Source organism: Halomonas saccharevitans (assembly GCF_032333995.1).
In the GTDB taxonomy this organism is placed as follows: Bacteria; Pseudomonadota; Gammaproteobacteria; order Pseudomonadales; family Halomonadaceae; genus Halomonas; species Halomonas saccharevitans.
On sequence record NZ_JAVXUR010000001.1, the window covers coordinates 636,849 to 651,743 of the forward strand.

Consider the following 14,895-nt stretch of genomic DNA (forward strand, 5'->3'; position numbering starts at 1 on the left):
GGTGAGGCCGAGGGTGGAACGAGATGCGTCGAGAGAATTCACACGGACTCCAGGGTCTGTCGGGGCCAGGCATTCTACGCCATGGCGGCGCTTGGCTCAGCCCGCGAGCCCCGGCTACCCGACTGCCAGCCCGGCCAGGATGCGCTCGATGTCTGCGGCGGGCATGGGGCGGTAGAAGTAGAACCCCTGCACCAGATCGCAGTGCATGTCCTGGGTCAGCGCCAGCTGTTCGCGATTCTCGACCCCTTCCGCCACCACCTCGAGCCCCAGCCGATGGCCGATGAAGATCGCGGCCTCCATGATGGCGCGATCCTCGGGCTGATCCGGAGCATCGCGCACGAAGGATCGATCGATCTTGAGCGCCGTGACCGGGAAGTGCTTGAGATAGCTCAGCGACGAGTAGCCGGTACCGAAATCGTCGATGGCGATGCGATACCCCAGGCGATGGAGCCGGTGCAACCCCTCGAGGATCCGATCGTCGGCCTCGATCAACACGTTTTCGGTGAGCTCGATGCCGATATGGCGTGGTCCCAGAGCGTAGCGCGCCAGGCAGGCCTCGAAGCGCTCGAAGACGTCGGGCCGGCTCATCTGTCGACCGGAGAAGTTGATGTCGATACGCTCCAGGGCCAGGCCGGCATCCCGCCACCGCCCCCGCTGTCGACAGGCGGTTTCCATGACCCAGTCACCGAGACGATGGATGAGATCGGTGTGCTCGGCCAGCGGGATGAACTCGGCAGGAGAGATCGGCGGACCGTCATGGGGGTACCAGCGCAGCAGCGCCTCGAGATGCTCGATACGCCCGCTCATGGCCGACACCTGGGGCTGGTAGTGAAGCGATAGCTCACCACGATCGAGCGCCTGCTCAAGACGCTCGACCAGGCGGTGCTGGTGCAGCAGCTCATCGTGGAGCCGCTGATCGAAGAACCAGACGCTGCCACGGCCGTCGAGCTTGGCCCGATTCTTGGCCATATCGGCATGGCGAATCAGCTCCCGTGCCGAATCGCCATTGTCCGGATAGAAGCTGACGCCCAGGCAGGCCGTCACCTGACGACGCACCCCGCCGATCATGAAGGGGGCCCGCAGGGCCTGCTGAAGCTTCTTGACCAGCTTCGGCAGCACGTCCTCGCGCTGGAGGCCCGGGAAGGCGATCACGAACTCGTCGCCGGAGAGGCGCGACATCGGGTCCGAGCCGCGCTTGGCACGATGCAGGCGACGACTCAGCTCGCTGAGTAGACGGTCGCCCTGCTCATAGCCCAGGGTGTCATTGACCTCGACGAAATGGTCGACGTCCAGGTAGATCAGCACCAGGCCACAGCCCTGTCGACCACAGCCGGCGAGGACCTCATCGAGCTGGGCCTCGAAGGTCTGGCGATTGGGCAGATGCGTCAAGGCGTCGAAGCGTGTGGCAAATTCGAGCTCGCGATGGGCGCGTTTCTGATCCGAGAGGTCCACATCGATACAGAACATCAGGGGATCGTCGGTGTGCTCGTTAAGCATCACGTGGTGCGAGAAGACCGATACCGGCTGGCCGCTCTTGTGCTGAAGCTCCAATTCACTGGCAGGAATCTCGACTCCCCGCTTCATCCAGTCACGATGCGCCTGGATCACGGGCTCGCGCATCGGCTCGGGGATGATCAGCTCCTCGAGCAGCCGACCCTGGGCCTCATCGTGAGCATAACCGTAGAGCCGGGTGCTGGCCTCGTTCCAGTAGATCACGCGACGCTCGCGATCGTAGCCCTGCACGGCCACCTTGGGCAGGCTTTCCAGCAAGGTACGAAAGCGATGCTCGCTTTCCAGGTACTGGCGCCGCACGCGCTCGACGTCGTCCAGCGCGGCGGGGCCGGCCCAAACGGCCGTCCACCTGGCACGGATCTGTTGCCGCCGGCGCAACAGCCATTGCCGGAAGCGAGTTTCGCGACCGCTCATGCATCTCCTCATCATCGCCTTGCGATGCCATCCTGCCCGCTGTAAGCGCACTATCAGAGGCGGCAAAAAGAGTGAGCATCTTACCGTTTCATGTAGGAAATATCTTACATGGCGATGCCTTACCGCAAGACACTGTCATCCGGTGTCTCACTGAGAATCCTAGTCCCTAGAGGACGGCACGTCTCGTACATATTTGTGGTATCCCGTCTTAGCCACCCAGGCTTCCGTGCCGCCGGGCGCCACATCCCGGCCTACGAGCGGCGAACGTTTATGCGCAGCGACACCCGCGATGCCTGCGCCACGTCTTGCCTTGCCCCGCCCCTGCCCACAGGTGTTCTTCGGTGGCGCGGCTCCCGCGCCGCTACTCACCGGGATCACACCCGCAACGCGATGCCCCCGGAGAAAACTCCGGGGGCATCGCGTTGCAGTGGGGAAACGAGGGCCAGCGAGTCTTACTGGCGGATGCCCTCGAAGGTGACGTAGAGCTCGAGCTCGTGCATCACCTCGGGGAATTTGCTCATGTCGATGCCGTAGTCTTCCAGGACCAGGGTCGTGGAGCCCTCGAAGCCGGCGCGATAGTTCCCCCAGGGGTCCTCGCCCTCGCCCAGCAGGGTGATGGGCATCTCGATCACATTGGTCTCACCGTGCAGCGTCAGTTCACCGCTCAGCACGCCCTCGTTGTCGCCGCTGGGCGCAAAGCCGGTGGTCGTGAAGGTGGCGGTCGGATACTCGCCGACGTCCAGGAAGTCGTCGCTCTTGATGTGCTTATCACGCTCGGCATGGTTGCTGGTAAGGCTCGCCACATCGACCTCGAGATCGGCGGCCGAATCCTCCAGATTTTCCGGGTCGTAGCGGAAGCTGCCCGAGAATTCCTCGAAGCTGCCGAGAATGTAGGAGAAGCCCAGGTGGCTGATCTTGAACTGAATGAAGGCGTGCTGGCCCTCGGTGTCGATGGCGTAATCGGCGGCCTGGGCCTGAGTCAGCGGCACCAGGGCAGCGGCGGCCAGGGCGGTGGCGATGGCGGTCTTCTTGATCATGAAAGCTCCTTGCGAATCGTATCGGGGGAGAACATCGCCTCAGGGGCGACGAGAACGACGCGGGTCGACCATGCGCGTCAGCACGTCGTTGCGATCGACCCAGTGATGTTTCAGGGCGGCCAAGGCGTGGCCGCCCGACAGCGCGATCAGCGCCAGTGCACTGTACCAGTGCACCTGGCCGGCCAGCGTGGCCTGATTCGGCAGGCCGCTGATCAGCGCCGGCACCTCGAAGGCGTCGAACACATTGATCCCCTGGCCCTCGGCAGTAGAGATCAGGTAGCCGCTCACCAGCACCACGAGCATCAACACGTAGAGCCCGATGTGTCCAAAATGGGCGGCCACACGCTCCAGGCGATGCCCCTGCGCCTTGGGCGTGGGCTGCAGGGAGCGCCAGCCCAGGCGGATCAAGGTAACCAGCAGCAGCAGCATGCCCAGGGAACGATGCCACCATGGACCAAGGTTGTACCAGCGGTCGTAATAATCGAGCCCTGTCATCCACCAGCCCAGGGCGAAGAGACCGATGATGGCCAGGGCGCCGATCCAGTGCAGCAGGATGCTGACCAGCCCCCAGCCACGACGGGTGTTGTTCCACATGGTCTCTGTTGCCTCCACGCCTATGATCGTCAACCACCAGCATACCCCAGGAGACGATCGGCATCCGCGAATAAACCCGAACATTCCATTCGGAAAAACCACATGCCGCCGCCACGAGGGACGTGGCGGCGGCATGTGGCCATCCGAGCGTCAGAGGAATCAGCCTCGCTCGGCCAGCACCTCGAGCAGCAGGCGAGCCGTGGACGCGCTGGAGGCCGGGTTCTGCCCGGTGACCAGCAGCCCATCGCGCACCTGGAAGGGCGCGAAATCGTCGCTGCTCCGCTGGTAGTGGCCGCCCTTCTCCCTGAGGGCATCCTCGAGCAGGTGCGGCACCACGCCGGATAGACCCACCGCCTCTTCCTCGCTGTTGGCGAAGCCGGTGACCTGGCGGCCCTTGACCAGCGGCTCGCCCGCGGGCGTCTCGACGTCGAGCAGCACCGTAGGCGCGTGACAGACCGCGGCCACTGGGCGCTCGGCGGCCAGGAAGGCCTCGATCAGGCGGCGCGAATCGGCATTGCCGGTCAGATCCCACAGCGGCCCGTGGCCCCCGGGATAGAAGATCGCATCGAAGTCGCCTACCTCGACGTCGCCGAGCCTGTGCGTGCTGGCGAGCTGCGCCCTGGCCTGATCGTCCGACTCGAAGCGCCGGGTCTCCTCGGTCAGGGCCTCCTCGGCCTGGGAGTTCGGGTCCACCGGCGGCAGGCCGCCCTTGGGCGAGGCCAGGGTGACCTCGGCGCCGGCGTCCTTGAAGACGTAGTAGGGCGCGGCGAACTCCTCGAGCCAGAAGCCGGTCTTGTGGTCGGTATCGCCCATGCGATCATGGGAGGTCAGTACCATCAGGATCTTCATCACGGCCCTCCTCGGGCGTCGGTGCATGCGTCACTGAATGAGATGGAGACGGGACGGGGGAGTTCAAGGAAGACCGGGGAAATCCATAAAAAAACGCCTGCCACTTTGGGGCAGGCGTTTATGGCGTGAGGACGAAGGTCGCGTCGCGCGGCCGTCAGACCAGGGCGTCGAGTCCACGTGCCAGGTCGTCGCGGATATCCTCCAGCGCCTCCAGCCCCACCGCCAGGCGGATCAAGCCCTCGCCGATGCCGGCGGCGGTCTTCTGGTCATCGGAGAGGCGGCCATGGGTGGTGGTGGCCGGATGGGTGATGGTGGTCTTGACGTCACCCAGGTTGCCGGTGATCGAGACCATGCGCGTGGCGTCGATCACCGACCAGGCCGCCTCGCGACCGCCCTTCACCTCGATGCCGACCACCGCCCCGAAACCCTGCTGCTGGCGGCTGGCGAGCTCATGCTGCGGGTGGCTCGCCAGGCCGCTGTAGTGGACCCGGGCCACCGCCGGGTGGCCCTCCAGCCACTCGGCGAGAATACCGGCGTTTGCGCAGTGGGCGCGCATGCGCAGGTTCAAGGTCTCGAGACCCTTGGTGAAGAGCCAGGCATTGAAGGGGCTCAGGCAGGGCCCGCAGGTGCGCACCACCCCGAACACCTCCTCGAGCTCCTTGTCGCGGCCAACCACGGCCCCACCGATCGCCCTGCCCTGTCCGTCCAGGTACTTGGTGGCGGAGTGGATGACGAGGTCAGCCCCCAGCGCCAGCGGTTTCTGCAGGGCCGGCGTCAGGAAGCAGTTGTCGATGGCCAGCAGCGCCTCATGACGATGGGCGATCTCGGCCAGGGCCGAGATGTCCACCACCTCGGAGAGCGGATTCGAGGGCGTCTCGGCGAACAGCAGCTTGGTGGCCGGGCCGATGGCCGCCTCCCAGGCCTCGAGGTTCGACAGCTCCACGTAGCGGGTGGTGATGCCGAACTTGCCGAGATACTTGTCGAAAAGGCTGACCGTGGAGCCGAATAGCGATCGCGAGGCGACGATCTCGTCGCCAGAGGAGAGCAGCGCCAGCGCCGTGGCCATGATCGCGGCCATGCCGGAACTCGTGGCCACGCAGCGCTCGCCGCCTTCCATGGCCGCCAGGCGCTGCTCGAAGGTGCGCACGGTCGGATTGGTGAAGCGCGAGTAGATGTTGCCCGGCTCCTCGCCGCTGAACTTGGCCGCCGCCTCGGCGGCGCTGCCATAGACGAAGCTCGAGGTCGGGAAGATGGGCTCACCGTGTTCCTGCTCGTGGGTGCGCTGATGACCGGCCCGGATGGCCAGGGTCTCGAGCTCCCACTCGGGCGCTGGTATCTGATCCTGCTGCATGACGGGTCCCTTCAGTCGTCGAGGTCGTCTTCCTGGTTGTGCATCCCCACCAGCGCGTGGTCGCCGGCGCTGAGCTGCTTGGCATCGTCGCTGCGCGAGGCCTCGAGATCCGCCAGGTAGCGATCGTCGATGTCGCCGGTCACGTACTGGCCGTCGAACACGGAGCAGTCGAAGGCCTCGAGGGAGGGATTCACCTCGCGACAGGCGGCCTTCAGGTCGTCGAGGTCCTGGTAGAAGATCCGATCGGCCCCAATCAGCTCGCCCACCTCGGCCTCGCTGCGCCCATGGGCGATCAGCTCGTTGGCCGCCGGCATGTCGATACCGTAGACGTTGGGGTAGCGCACCGGCGGCGCGGCGGAGGCGAAATAGACCTTCCGGGCACCGGCCTCGCGGGCCATCTGGATGATCTGCTTGCAGGTGGTGCCGCGCACGATGGAGTCGTCCACCAGCAGTACGTTCTTGTCCTTGAACTCGACGCCGATGGCGTTGAGCTTCTGGCGCACCGACTTCTTGCGCTGGGTCTGGCCCGGCATGATGAAGGTTCGCCCGATGTAGCGGTTCTTCATGAAGCCTTCACGATAGGTCACCCCGAGGTGCTGGGCGAGCTCAAGCGCCGAGGTCCGCGAGGTGTCGGGAATCGGGATCACCACATCGATGTCCTGCTCGGGCCACTCGTTCTGGATGCGGTCGCCGAGCTTGCGTCCCATCTGCATCCGGGTGCCGTAGACATAGGCGCCGTCGAGGATCGAATCGGGGCGCGCCAGGTAGACGTGCTCGAAAATGCAGGAGGCGAGCCTCGGGGTGTCGGCACACTGCTGGGTATGGATGGCGCCGGTCATGTCGACGAAGATCGCCTCGCCCGGGGCCAGGTCGCGATGCAGCTCGAAGCCGCCGACGTCCAGGGCCACCGACTCCGAGGCGATCATCACTTCCTGCCCCTCGCCCTCGTCGCGGGTGCCGAACACCACCGGACGGATGCCGTTGGGATCGCGGAAGGCGACCAGGCCGACGCCATTGATGATCGCCACCGCGGCGTAGCCGCCCCGGCAGCGACGATGCACGCGGCGCACCGCATCGAAGATATCGCCGGGCGCCAGGTGAAGCCCCTGCTTGCCGAGCTCGTGGGCGAAGACGTTGAGCAGCACCTCGGAGTCGGAGCTGGTGTTGATATGGCGCAGGTCGGAAGAGAACAGCTCCTGCTTGAGCTGATCGGAGTTGGTCAGGTTGCCGTTATGCGCCAGGGTGATGCCGTAGGGGGAGTTGACGTAGAACGGCTGCGACTCCGCCTCGCTGGAAGAGCCGGCGGTGGGATAGCGCACGTGACCGATGCCCAGGTTGCCCTTGAGGCGGGCCATGTGGCGGGTATGAAAGACGTCCCGCACCAGGCCGTTGCTCTTGCGCAACAGGAAGCGCCCATCGTCCCAGGTCATCATGCCGGCGGCATCCTGTCCGCGGTGCTGGAGCACGGTCAGGGCGTCATAGATGCCCTGATTCACCGCCTGCTTGGCCATCAGGCCCACGATACCGCACATTCTACCTTACCTCTCTTGCCGGGCTTGCTTGCCGGAATTGCTGTGAAGAGTCGGGACGGGCCGTGGCGCCGTCCCGGATTCATGTATCAGGGGGACGTCACCCCATCGGCGTCGCTCGGTTCCGCCTCGTCGGACGAGGCCGGCGACGCTGGCGGCAGGGAGAACTCGCGCAGGGCAGACGCCTCGGGCAGGCGCCCCTCCCAGGCCTCGAGATGACTCACCGCCCAGACCTGGAGACGTTCGAAGGTCGGGCGCAGCGTCGCCTCCTGCCAGGCCTGCAACTGCACCAGCGGGGTCAGGCTCAGCAGGATCGTCGCCAGGATCAGGATCGCCATGCCCTTGGCCATGCCGAAGGCGGTGCCGGTCACCCGGTTCAACAATCCCATGCCCACCCACTCCACCGCGGCGTGCAGCATGCGAATGACGAGGCCGCAGAGCAGGATCACCGCGAAGATCACTAGCACGAAGGCCAGTACCAGGCGGCCGTCGGCGCTGTCGACCACCCCGGACAGCTGCTCCGCCACCGGCGGGGCCAGGAGCCGAGCCGCCAGCAGCGCGATGATCCAGGCGGCGAGCCCCAGGGCCTCACGGACCAGCCCGCGCAGGAAGCCGGCCAGCCCGGTTGCCGCCAGAACCGCCACGAAGAGCCAGTCGATCCAGGTCAGCGTCATGAGCCGCGGTCCGCGCGCACCAGCAGGCCCTGAAGGTTATTTTGGGCCTTGAGCTCACCCATCACCCGCTCGCCCTCGCGGGAAGAGGCGAAGGGGCCGACGTAGACGGTCGTCAGGCCATTGTCGCGGGCTCGGCGATAGACGGGCAGGCCCTGGTCGGCGAGCTTCGCCTCGAGGCGCTCGGCGTTGGCGGACTCGCCGAAGCTGCCCACCTGCACGGCCCATTCGCCGTCGGGAGCGGCCTGGACCGGCGTGGCGGAGGCCTGCTGCTGACCGGCCAGGCGCTCGTCGGCGGCGCGGGCCAGCTCGGCGATGGGGTCGACGGCCGGCTCATCGACGCGCTCGCGCTCGGGCGGCGTCGATGCCGATCCGGGCGGCGATTCGGCTGCCGGCTCGACGTCCGATGACGCTTCCGGGGTAGCTGAGGCGGCGTCGGGCGCGGCGTCCTCGGGGGCCTGATCGAGACTCTCCGGCGGCTGCGGGTCCGGCACCTCGCGGCGCTCCACCTCGACCGGCTGCTCGATAGTCATCACCGGCTGAGGCCGTTCACCGCGCGGGGCCGGCTCGTCGAACAGCATAGGCAGGAAGATCACCGCCAGGGCGATCAGGATCACGGCCCCGCTGAGACGCTCTCGCATTCCGTATTTCATTTCGCTTCCTCGCTGCGCGTGGCGTGCTCTGCCGTCGGCGCCGTGGAGGGGGCATCGGCCTGATGCCAGGCCAGCACGGCGGCGACGGTGAAGAAGGAGCCACAGACCAGCACACGATCCTCGGGCGCGAGGCGGGCCGACAGCCAGTCGGCGGCTTCGGCCGGCGAGTCCCCGCGATGCCAGACCCGAGCGTCCAGGTGAGCCAGGCGGTCGGCCAGGTCGTCCGCCAACCGCGCCCGCTCACCCTCGAGGCTCACCGGCACCCAGGCATCCACGGCCGGCGCCAGGGCGGCAATCACCCCGTCGGCATCCTTGTCGGCGAGCATGCCGATCAAGCCGATAGTGCGCCCCTCACACGGGAGAGCCGTGAGCCGCCGCGCCAGGTAGGCGGCCGCATGGGGGTTGTGCCCGACATCCAGGCACCAGGGCCCCAGCCACTGCATTCGCCCGGGCAGCCGGACGCTTGCCAGGGCGTGGCGACAGGCGGGCTCCTCCAGCGACACCTCCACCAGCGCCAGGGCCTGCAGGGCGCTGGCGGCGTTGTCCAGCGGCAGCCCGGGATCGGGCAGTTCGCCAACCGCGACGGGGTGGCCGCCGCCATCCTGTCCGAGCCAGCGCCAGCCGGCACCCTCGCCCTCACGGCGAAAGGCCTCGCCCAGCGCCACCACCCGGGCCTGGCGCTCGCGGGCCACGTCCGTGACGCTTGCCGGCAGCGTCGTGCTGCCCAGCACCGCGGGGCGGCCGGGGCGCAGGATGCCGGCCTTCTCACGCCCGATGCCCTCGATGTCGCTACCCAGAAAGGCGGCATGGTCCTGGGCCACGGTGGTGATCACCGCGACGTCCGGATCGATGATATTGACGGCGTCCAGGCGGCCACCCAGCCCCACCTCGAGGATCGCCAGCGCCGGGGGCTGCCGGGCGATCGCCCACAGCGCCCCCAGCGTGCCCATCTCGAAGTAGCTCAGGCTGATCGGTTCGCCTTTGAGCCGCGCCGCTTCGACCGCCTCGAAGCCGGCGATCAGGGTCGCGTCGTCGGCCTCCCGGCCGTTCAGCCGCAGGCGCTCGTTGTAGTGCAGCAGATGGGGAGAGGTGTAGGTCGCCGTGGTAAGGCCGTGGGCCTGGGCCAGCGCCTCGAGCATGGCCACGGTCGAACCCTTGCCGTTGGTGCCGGCGACCGTGATGACCCGGGGAGCGAGTGGCCCCTCGAGGAGTCCCATGCGGCGCGCGACCTCGGCAACGCGATCGAGGCCGAGGTCGATACCGACCGGGTGAGCCGCTTCCAGCCGGGCCAGCCAGGCCGGAAGCGTCGTGGGCAGGGCGCGCTCGCTCATGGGGATCGGTCAGCGCGCCGGTTCGGAACGCTCGCCGCTCTGCTCGGCGTCGCTTTTCGCGTCGTGCTCGGCGCCCTCATCGGGCATCGTGGCGAGCACGTCCTCCTGCTCGGCCTGCTGGGCCGCCTGCACCAGATCAGGCTCCTCGCTGACGGTCTCCTCGCCGATCAACGGCTGATGGGTCAGCTTGCGCAGCACGCCGCCGAGACGCGAGCGAATCTCGCCGCGATGGACGATCATGTCCACGGTGCCGTGCTCGAGCAGGAACTCGCTGCGCTGGAAGCCTTCGGGCAGCTTCTCGCGCACGGTCTGCTCGATGACGCGCGGCCCGGCGAAGCCGATCAGCGCGTTGGGCTCGGCCACGTTGAGATCGCCCAGCATCGCCAGTGACGCCGAGACGCCGCCGAACACCGGATCGGTGAGCACCGAGATGTAGGGCACGCCGGCCTGCTTGAGCTTCTCCAGGGCCGCCGAGGTCTTGGCCATCTGCATCAGCGAGAACAGCGCTTCTTGCATCCGCGCGCCGCCGGAGGCGGCGAAGCAGACCAGCGGGATGCCCTCCTCGAGGGCGACGGTGGCGGCGCGCACGAACTTCTCCCCCACCACGGCGCCCATGGAGCCACCCATGAAGGTGAACTCGAAGGCCACCACGACCACAGGCAGCCCCTCGAGCGAGCCGCGCATGGCGATCAGCGCATCGTTCTCGCCGGTGGCCTTCTGAGCCGCGACCAGGCGATCCCGGTACTTCTTGGAATCGCGGAACTTGAGGCGATCCACCGGCTCGAGCTTGGGCGCGATCTCCTCGCGACCCTCCTTGTCCAGGAACCAGTCGAGCCGCTTACGTGCGGTCAGGCGCAGGTGATGGTCGCACTTGGGGCAGACGCTATGGTGCTTTTCAAGCTCGGGGAGATAGAGCACCGCTTCACACTTGGGGCACTTGCGCCACAGGCCATCGGGGACACTTGCGCGGCGATCCTTGCGCTGGATGCGGCCCACCGAGGGCACGATCTTGTCTAGCCAGCTCATGTCAAAACACTTCCGTAAAGGCTAATGCTCCCGGCGGCGCCGGGAGCTGGGTCGATTCATTAACGAGGAGGATCAGGCGTCCAGCGCCTGGCGCATCTCACCCAGGACCGCCTCGAGGGCGGCGGGAATCACCTCGGGATGCTCGGCATTCTCGGCGATGCGATTGACCAGCGCCGAGCCGACGATGACGCCGTCGGCCACCTTGCCCACCTCGGCGGCCGAGGCCCCGTCGCGGATCCCGAAGCCCACGCACAGCGGCAGATCGGTCATCTCGCGCAGCGGCGCCAGATGCTCGGCCACGTCGTCGGCATTGAGAGTCGCCGAGCCGGTCACGCCCTTCAGCGAAACATAGTAGAGATAGCCCTCGCCGTGGGCGCATATTGTAGCGGCCCGGGCACGCGAAGTGGTAGGGGCGACCAGGAAGATCGACGCCAGACCGCGGGCCTTGAGCAGTGGGCCGACCTCGTCGGCCTCCTCTGGCGGCATGTCGACGATCAGCACGCCGTCGACGCCCGCCTCGGCGGCCTGGTCGGCGAAGGTCGCCAGGCCGATGCGCTCCACGGGGTTGAGATATCCCATCAGCACCACGGGGGTCTCGGCGTCGGTGCGACGAAACTCGCTGACCATCTCGAAGAGGTGGCTGAGCCGGACGCCCTTCTTGAGGGCCCGCTCGCAGGCCTTCTGGATCACCGGCCCGTCGGCCATGGGATCCGAGAACGGCACGCCCAGCTCGATGATGTCGGCGCCTGCCGCCACCAGGGCGTGCATGAAACCGACGGTGTGCTGGGGCGCCGGATCGCCGGCGGTAATGTAGGGAATCAGTGCGCGGCGGCCCTCGGCCTTGAGCGCAGCGAAGCGTTGGTCGATACGATTCATGGGTTGGGCCGTCATCTAGAATTCGATTCCGTCGATCTTCGCCACCGTCATGATGTCCTTGTCACCACGTCCGGAGAGGTTGATCACGATGTTCTGGTCGGGGTGCATGGTCGGCGCCAGCACCTTGGCATAGGCCAGGGCGTGGGCGGACTCCAGCGCGGGCATGATGCCCTCGACGTGGGTCAGCTCACGAAACGCCTCGAGAACGTCCTGGTCGTTGGCGGCCACGTAGTTGACGCGCCCGACGTCCTTCCACAGCGCATGCTCGGGGCCGACGCCCGGGTAGTCCAGGCCCGCTGAGACCGAGTGGGTATCGGAGACCTGGCCGCCCTCGTCGGACATCAGGTAGGTGCGGTTGCCGTGCAGCACGCCACGCGGGGCGCCCGACGTCAGGGGCGCGGCGTGGCGCCCGGTCTCGACGCCATCGCCGCCCGCCTCGACGCCGTACATGACGACGTCATCGTCCTCGACGAACGGGTAGAAGAGGCCCATGGCATTGGAGCCGCCGCCGACGCAGGCGATCAGCGCATCGGGCAGCTTGCCGAACTCCTCGAAGGACTGGCGGCGCGCCTCGCGGCCGGCCACGGCGTTGAAGTCGCGCACCAGCATCGGATAGGGGTGTGGCCCCGCCACGGTGCCGATGATGTAAAAGGTATTGTCGACGTTGGTCACCCAGTCGCGCAGCGCCTCGTTCATGGCGTCCTTGAGGGTGCGCGTGCCGGAGGTGACCGGGATGACGTTGGCCCCCAGCAGACGCATGCGATAGACGTTGAGCTTCTGGCGCTCGACGTCCTCGGCCCCCATGTAGACCTCGCACTCGAGCCCCAGCCGCGCCGCCACGGTGGCCGTGGCCACGCCGTGCTGGCCGGCACCGGTCTCGGCGATGACCCGGGGCTTGCCGCTCTTCTTGGCCAGCAGCGCCTGGCCGATGGTGTTGTTCACCTTGTGGGCGCCGGTGTGATTGAGATCTTCGCGCTTGAGCCAGATCTGTGCCCCACCGAGCTGCTTAGACCATCGCTCGGCATGATAGAGCGGTGACGGTCGACCCACGTAATGGGCCAGGTCGTAGTCGAATTCCGCCTGGAAGACCGGATCATCGCGAAGACTCAGGTAGGTCTTCTCCAGCTCATCCAGGGCGAAGCTCAGGGTCTCCGAGACGAACCGGCCGCCGTAGGCACCAAAATGGCCGCGGGCATCCGGCAGTCGGGTCAGGTCACTGAACTTGCTCACGAAAGACACCTCACAGGGTCGCCAGAAGGGGTGTAGGGGAAGAGCAGACGCCGAGGACTCAGCGCGAGCGCCGCTCGTCGGCCCGTCGCACGGCGTCTAGGAATGCCGCCATGCGGGCGGCGTCCTTGATGCCGGGCGCGGCCTCGATGCCACCGGAGACATCCACCGCGAAGGGGCCAACGGCCGCGATCGCCGCATCGACATTGTCCAGCGTCAGGCCTCCGGCGAGGATAACAGGTTTCGTGAGACTTGCGGGGATTCGCGACCAGTCGAAGGTATCCCCCGTGCCCCCCGGCACGCCGGGGCGATAGGCGTCGAGCAGCAGCGCCCGGGCATCGCCATAGGCTTCGGCGGCGGCGGGCAGATCCAGCCCCTCGCGCATGCGCAGCGCCTTGATCCAGGGTCGCCCAGCCGCCTCGCAGGCCTCCGGCGTTTCGTCACCGTGGAACTGCAGCAGGTCCAGGTGGGGGCTGCAGCGAGCCACCAGGGCCGGCGACGGGTCGACGAAGAGTCCCACGCGGGTGACGAAGGCCGGCACACGGACACCCAGCTCGGCGAGCCGGCGCTCATCGATGGCGCGCTTGCTGCCCGGCCAGAGCACGAAGCCCAGGGCATCGGCGCCGGCGGCCACGGCGGCGTCGACGTCTTCCTCGCGGGTCAGGCCACAGAACTTGATACGGGTGCGACATTGGGGAGCCAGGACGGTCAAGGAAGTCTTCTCCTGATCAGCAAAGGGAGACGCTCTTACAAGGCCACAGTGCCGTAGGCATGCGGTGGGAGCGACGGTTCGGCGTTCCGCATTTATATCGCGATGGCGCCGTCGGGCGGCCGGGGCAACCCCACCGCCGCTGCGCGCCGGATCGCGCGGCAAGCTGAGTCCTGCAGGGGGACATTGCTCGCGGCCTGCTTAGGCCTCCTCCGCCATCGGGCGGCCACGGCGAAAGGCCACCATCGGACAATCGGGCAGATCACGCTCGCCGGTCCACTCGCCGAGGAAGGCCAGCAGGTTGGGACCCAGCGGCTCACGGGGCAAGTCCCAGCTCTCGTCGTAGAGAGAGTCGACGAAGTGCAGGCCGCAGGCCGGGGCGGTCACGTCTCCCAGGGCGCGATTCTTGAGCGCCATGAGCTCGCTCAGGTAGTCATCCCCCCGCTCGCCCCGCCCCACCGTCACCAGGGCACCGACGATGTTGCGGATCATGTGGTGCAGAAAGGCGTTGCCCTGGACGTCGACGACCACCAATGGGCCGTGGCGATGCACCTCGATGAAATGGAGGTGGCGCCAGGGCGTCTTCGACTGGCAGCCGGCGGCGCGAAAGCTCGAGAAGTCATGCTCGCCGACCAGCGCCTGGGCGGCCCGATGCATGGCTTCGGCATCCAGAGGATCGCGACACCAGGTGGCATTGGCGCGCTCCAACACCGGCCGGCTCGGCTGATTGAGAATCACGTAGCGATAGCGTCGCGCCAGCGCCTTGAAGCGGGCGTGAAAGTCATCGGGGACCGGCTTCACCCAGCGCACTGCGACGTCACGAGGCAGATTGGCGTTGGCGCCAAACACCCAGGACTTCTCGGAACGCGGCACCGGAGGATCGAAGTGGACGATCTGGCGGGTCGCATGGACGCCTGAGTCGGTGCGCCCGCTGGAGTGCAGGGTGATCGACTGTCCGGCCGCCACCTTCGAGAGTGCGGCCTCGACGGCGCCCTGCACCGAGGGGGAGTGCTTGAGGCGCTGCCAGCCGCAGTAGCCGCTGCCATCGTATTCGACCCCCATGGCCAGGCGGCCGCTGAGGGGATGGCGTTCATCGAGGTATCTGAAAAGGGTCAT

14 protein-coding genes are annotated in these 14,895 nt (G+C 67.2%); all 14 read right to left on the reverse strand.

What is annotated here, in order from left to right:
* Nucleotides 1-114: 114 nt before the first annotated feature.
* On the reverse strand, nucleotides 115-1,926 hold the full coding sequence (locus RSO68_RS02985; protein WP_315585384.1) for a putative bifunctional diguanylate cyclase/phosphodiesterase: 1,812 nt from the start codon (nucleotides 1,924-1,926) through the stop codon (nucleotides 115-117).
* A gap of 452 nt (nucleotides 1,927-2,378) precedes the next feature.
* Nucleotides 2,379-2,963 carry a YceI family protein gene (locus RSO68_RS02990; protein WP_089851609.1) on the reverse strand — a complete coding sequence of 195 codons (585 nt, stop codon included), beginning with the start codon at nucleotides 2,961-2,963 and terminating at the stop codon, nucleotides 2,379-2,381.
* A 39-nt stretch (nucleotides 2,964-3,002) separates the two neighbouring features.
* Complete coding sequence (locus RSO68_RS02995) at nucleotides 3,003-3,557, reverse strand: cytochrome b (RefSeq protein ID WP_089851611.1); 555 nt, start codon at nucleotides 3,555-3,557, stop codon at nucleotides 3,003-3,005.
* A gap of 159 nt (nucleotides 3,558-3,716) precedes the next feature.
* A complete protein-coding gene (locus RSO68_RS03000; protein WP_089851613.1) occupies nucleotides 3,717-4,406 on the reverse strand; it encodes a type 1 glutamine amidotransferase domain-containing protein in 690 nt (229 codons plus the stop codon).
* A 154-nt stretch (nucleotides 4,407-4,560) separates the two neighbouring features.
* On the reverse strand, nucleotides 4,561-5,757 hold the full coding sequence (locus tag RSO68_RS03005; RefSeq protein ID WP_315585385.1) for an O-succinylhomoserine sulfhydrylase: 1,197 nt from the start codon (nucleotides 5,755-5,757) through the stop codon (nucleotides 4,561-4,563).
* 11 nt (nucleotides 5,758-5,768) lie between these two features.
* Complete coding sequence (purF, locus tag RSO68_RS03010) at nucleotides 5,769-7,289, reverse strand: amidophosphoribosyltransferase (protein ID WP_315585386.1); 1,521 nt, start codon at nucleotides 7,287-7,289, stop codon at nucleotides 5,769-5,771.
* 86 nt (nucleotides 7,290-7,375) lie between these two features.
* Nucleotides 7,376-7,960 (reverse strand): CvpA family protein, encoded by a 585-nt coding sequence (locus RSO68_RS03015; RefSeq protein WP_315585387.1) that lies wholly within the window; start codon nucleotides 7,958-7,960, stop codon nucleotides 7,376-7,378.
* Nucleotides 7,957-8,598, reverse strand: a complete 642-nt coding sequence (locus tag RSO68_RS03020) for an SPOR domain-containing protein (RefSeq protein WP_315585388.1) — start codon at nucleotides 8,596-8,598, stop codon at nucleotides 7,957-7,959. Before RSO68_RS03020 ends, RSO68_RS03015 begins: the two co-directional genes overlap by 4 nt.
* 8 nt (nucleotides 8,599-8,606) lie before the next feature.
* Entirely contained in the window at nucleotides 8,607-9,941 is a 1,335-nt protein-coding gene (gene folC / locus RSO68_RS03025; protein ID WP_315585389.1) for a bifunctional tetrahydrofolate synthase/dihydrofolate synthase, read from the reverse strand.
* A 9-nt stretch (nucleotides 9,942-9,950) separates the two neighbouring features.
* Nucleotides 9,951-10,967 (reverse strand): acetyl-CoA carboxylase, carboxyltransferase subunit beta, encoded by a 1,017-nt coding sequence (gene accD, locus RSO68_RS03030; protein ID WP_315585390.1) that lies wholly within the window; start codon nucleotides 10,965-10,967, stop codon nucleotides 9,951-9,953.
* A 72-nt stretch (nucleotides 10,968-11,039) separates the two neighbouring features.
* Complete coding sequence (gene trpA, locus RSO68_RS03035; protein ID WP_315585740.1) at nucleotides 11,040-11,843, reverse strand: tryptophan synthase subunit alpha; 804 nt, start codon at nucleotides 11,841-11,843, stop codon at nucleotides 11,040-11,042.
* Between the two features lie 15 nt (nucleotides 11,844-11,858).
* Nucleotides 11,859-13,073 carry a tryptophan synthase subunit beta gene (trpB, locus tag RSO68_RS03040; RefSeq protein WP_089850452.1) on the reverse strand — a complete coding sequence of 405 codons (1,215 nt, stop codon included), beginning with the start codon at nucleotides 13,071-13,073 and terminating at the stop codon, nucleotides 11,859-11,861.
* 58 nt (nucleotides 13,074-13,131) lie between these two features.
* The gene (locus tag RSO68_RS03045) at nucleotides 13,132-13,782 is read right to left on the reverse strand and encodes a phosphoribosylanthranilate isomerase (protein WP_315585391.1); all 651 of its coding nucleotides are present in this window, start codon (nucleotides 13,780-13,782) and stop codon (nucleotides 13,132-13,134) included.
* Between the two features lie 198 nt (nucleotides 13,783-13,980).
* Nucleotides 13,981-14,895 (reverse strand): tRNA pseudouridine(38-40) synthase TruA, encoded by a 915-nt coding sequence (gene truA, locus RSO68_RS03050; protein WP_315585392.1) that lies wholly within the window; start codon nucleotides 14,893-14,895, stop codon nucleotides 13,981-13,983.

Bases quoted from the DNA above. Each gene is read 5' to 3' on its own strand.
- purF (WP_315585386.1), bottom strand. From the start codon at position 7,289: ATGTGCGGTATCGTGGGCCTGATGGCCAAGCAGGCGGTGAATCAGGGC.
- RSO68_RS02995 (WP_089851611.1), bottom strand. From the start codon at position 3,557: ATGTGGAACAACACCCGTCGTGGCTGGGGGCTGGTCAGCATCCTGCTG.
- accD (WP_315585390.1), bottom strand. From the start codon at position 10,967: ATGAGCTGGCTAGACAAGATCGTGCCCTCGGTGGGCCGCATCCAGCGC.
- folC (WP_315585389.1), bottom strand. From the start codon at position 9,941: ATGAGCGAGCGCGCCCTGCCCACGACGCTTCCGGCCTGGCTGGCCCGG.
- RSO68_RS03020 (WP_315585388.1), bottom strand. From the start codon at position 8,598: ATGCGAGAGCGTCTCAGCGGGGCCGTGATCCTGATCGCCCTGGCGGTG.
- RSO68_RS02990 (WP_089851609.1), bottom strand. From the start codon at position 2,963: ATGATCAAGAAGACCGCCATCGCCACCGCCCTGGCCGCCGCTGCCCTG.
- trpA (WP_315585740.1), bottom strand. From the start codon at position 11,843: ATGAATCGTATCGACCAACGCTTCGCTGCGCTCAAGGCCGAGGGCCGC.
- truA (WP_315585392.1), bottom strand. From the start codon at position 14,895: ATGACCCTTTTCAGATACCTCGATGAACGCCATCCCCTCAGCGGCCGC.
- RSO68_RS02985 (WP_315585384.1), bottom strand. From the start codon at position 1,926: ATGAGCGGTCGCGAAACTCGCTTCCGGCAATGGCTGTTGCGCCGGCGG.
- RSO68_RS03005 (WP_315585385.1), bottom strand. From the start codon at position 5,757: ATGCAGCAGGATCAGATACCAGCGCCCGAGTGGGAGCTCGAGACCCTG.
- RSO68_RS03000 (WP_089851613.1), bottom strand. From the start codon at position 4,406: ATGAAGATCCTGATGGTACTGACCTCCCATGATCGCATGGGCGATACC.
- RSO68_RS03015 (WP_315585387.1), bottom strand. From the start codon at position 7,960: ATGACGCTGACCTGGATCGACTGGCTCTTCGTGGCGGTTCTGGCGGCA.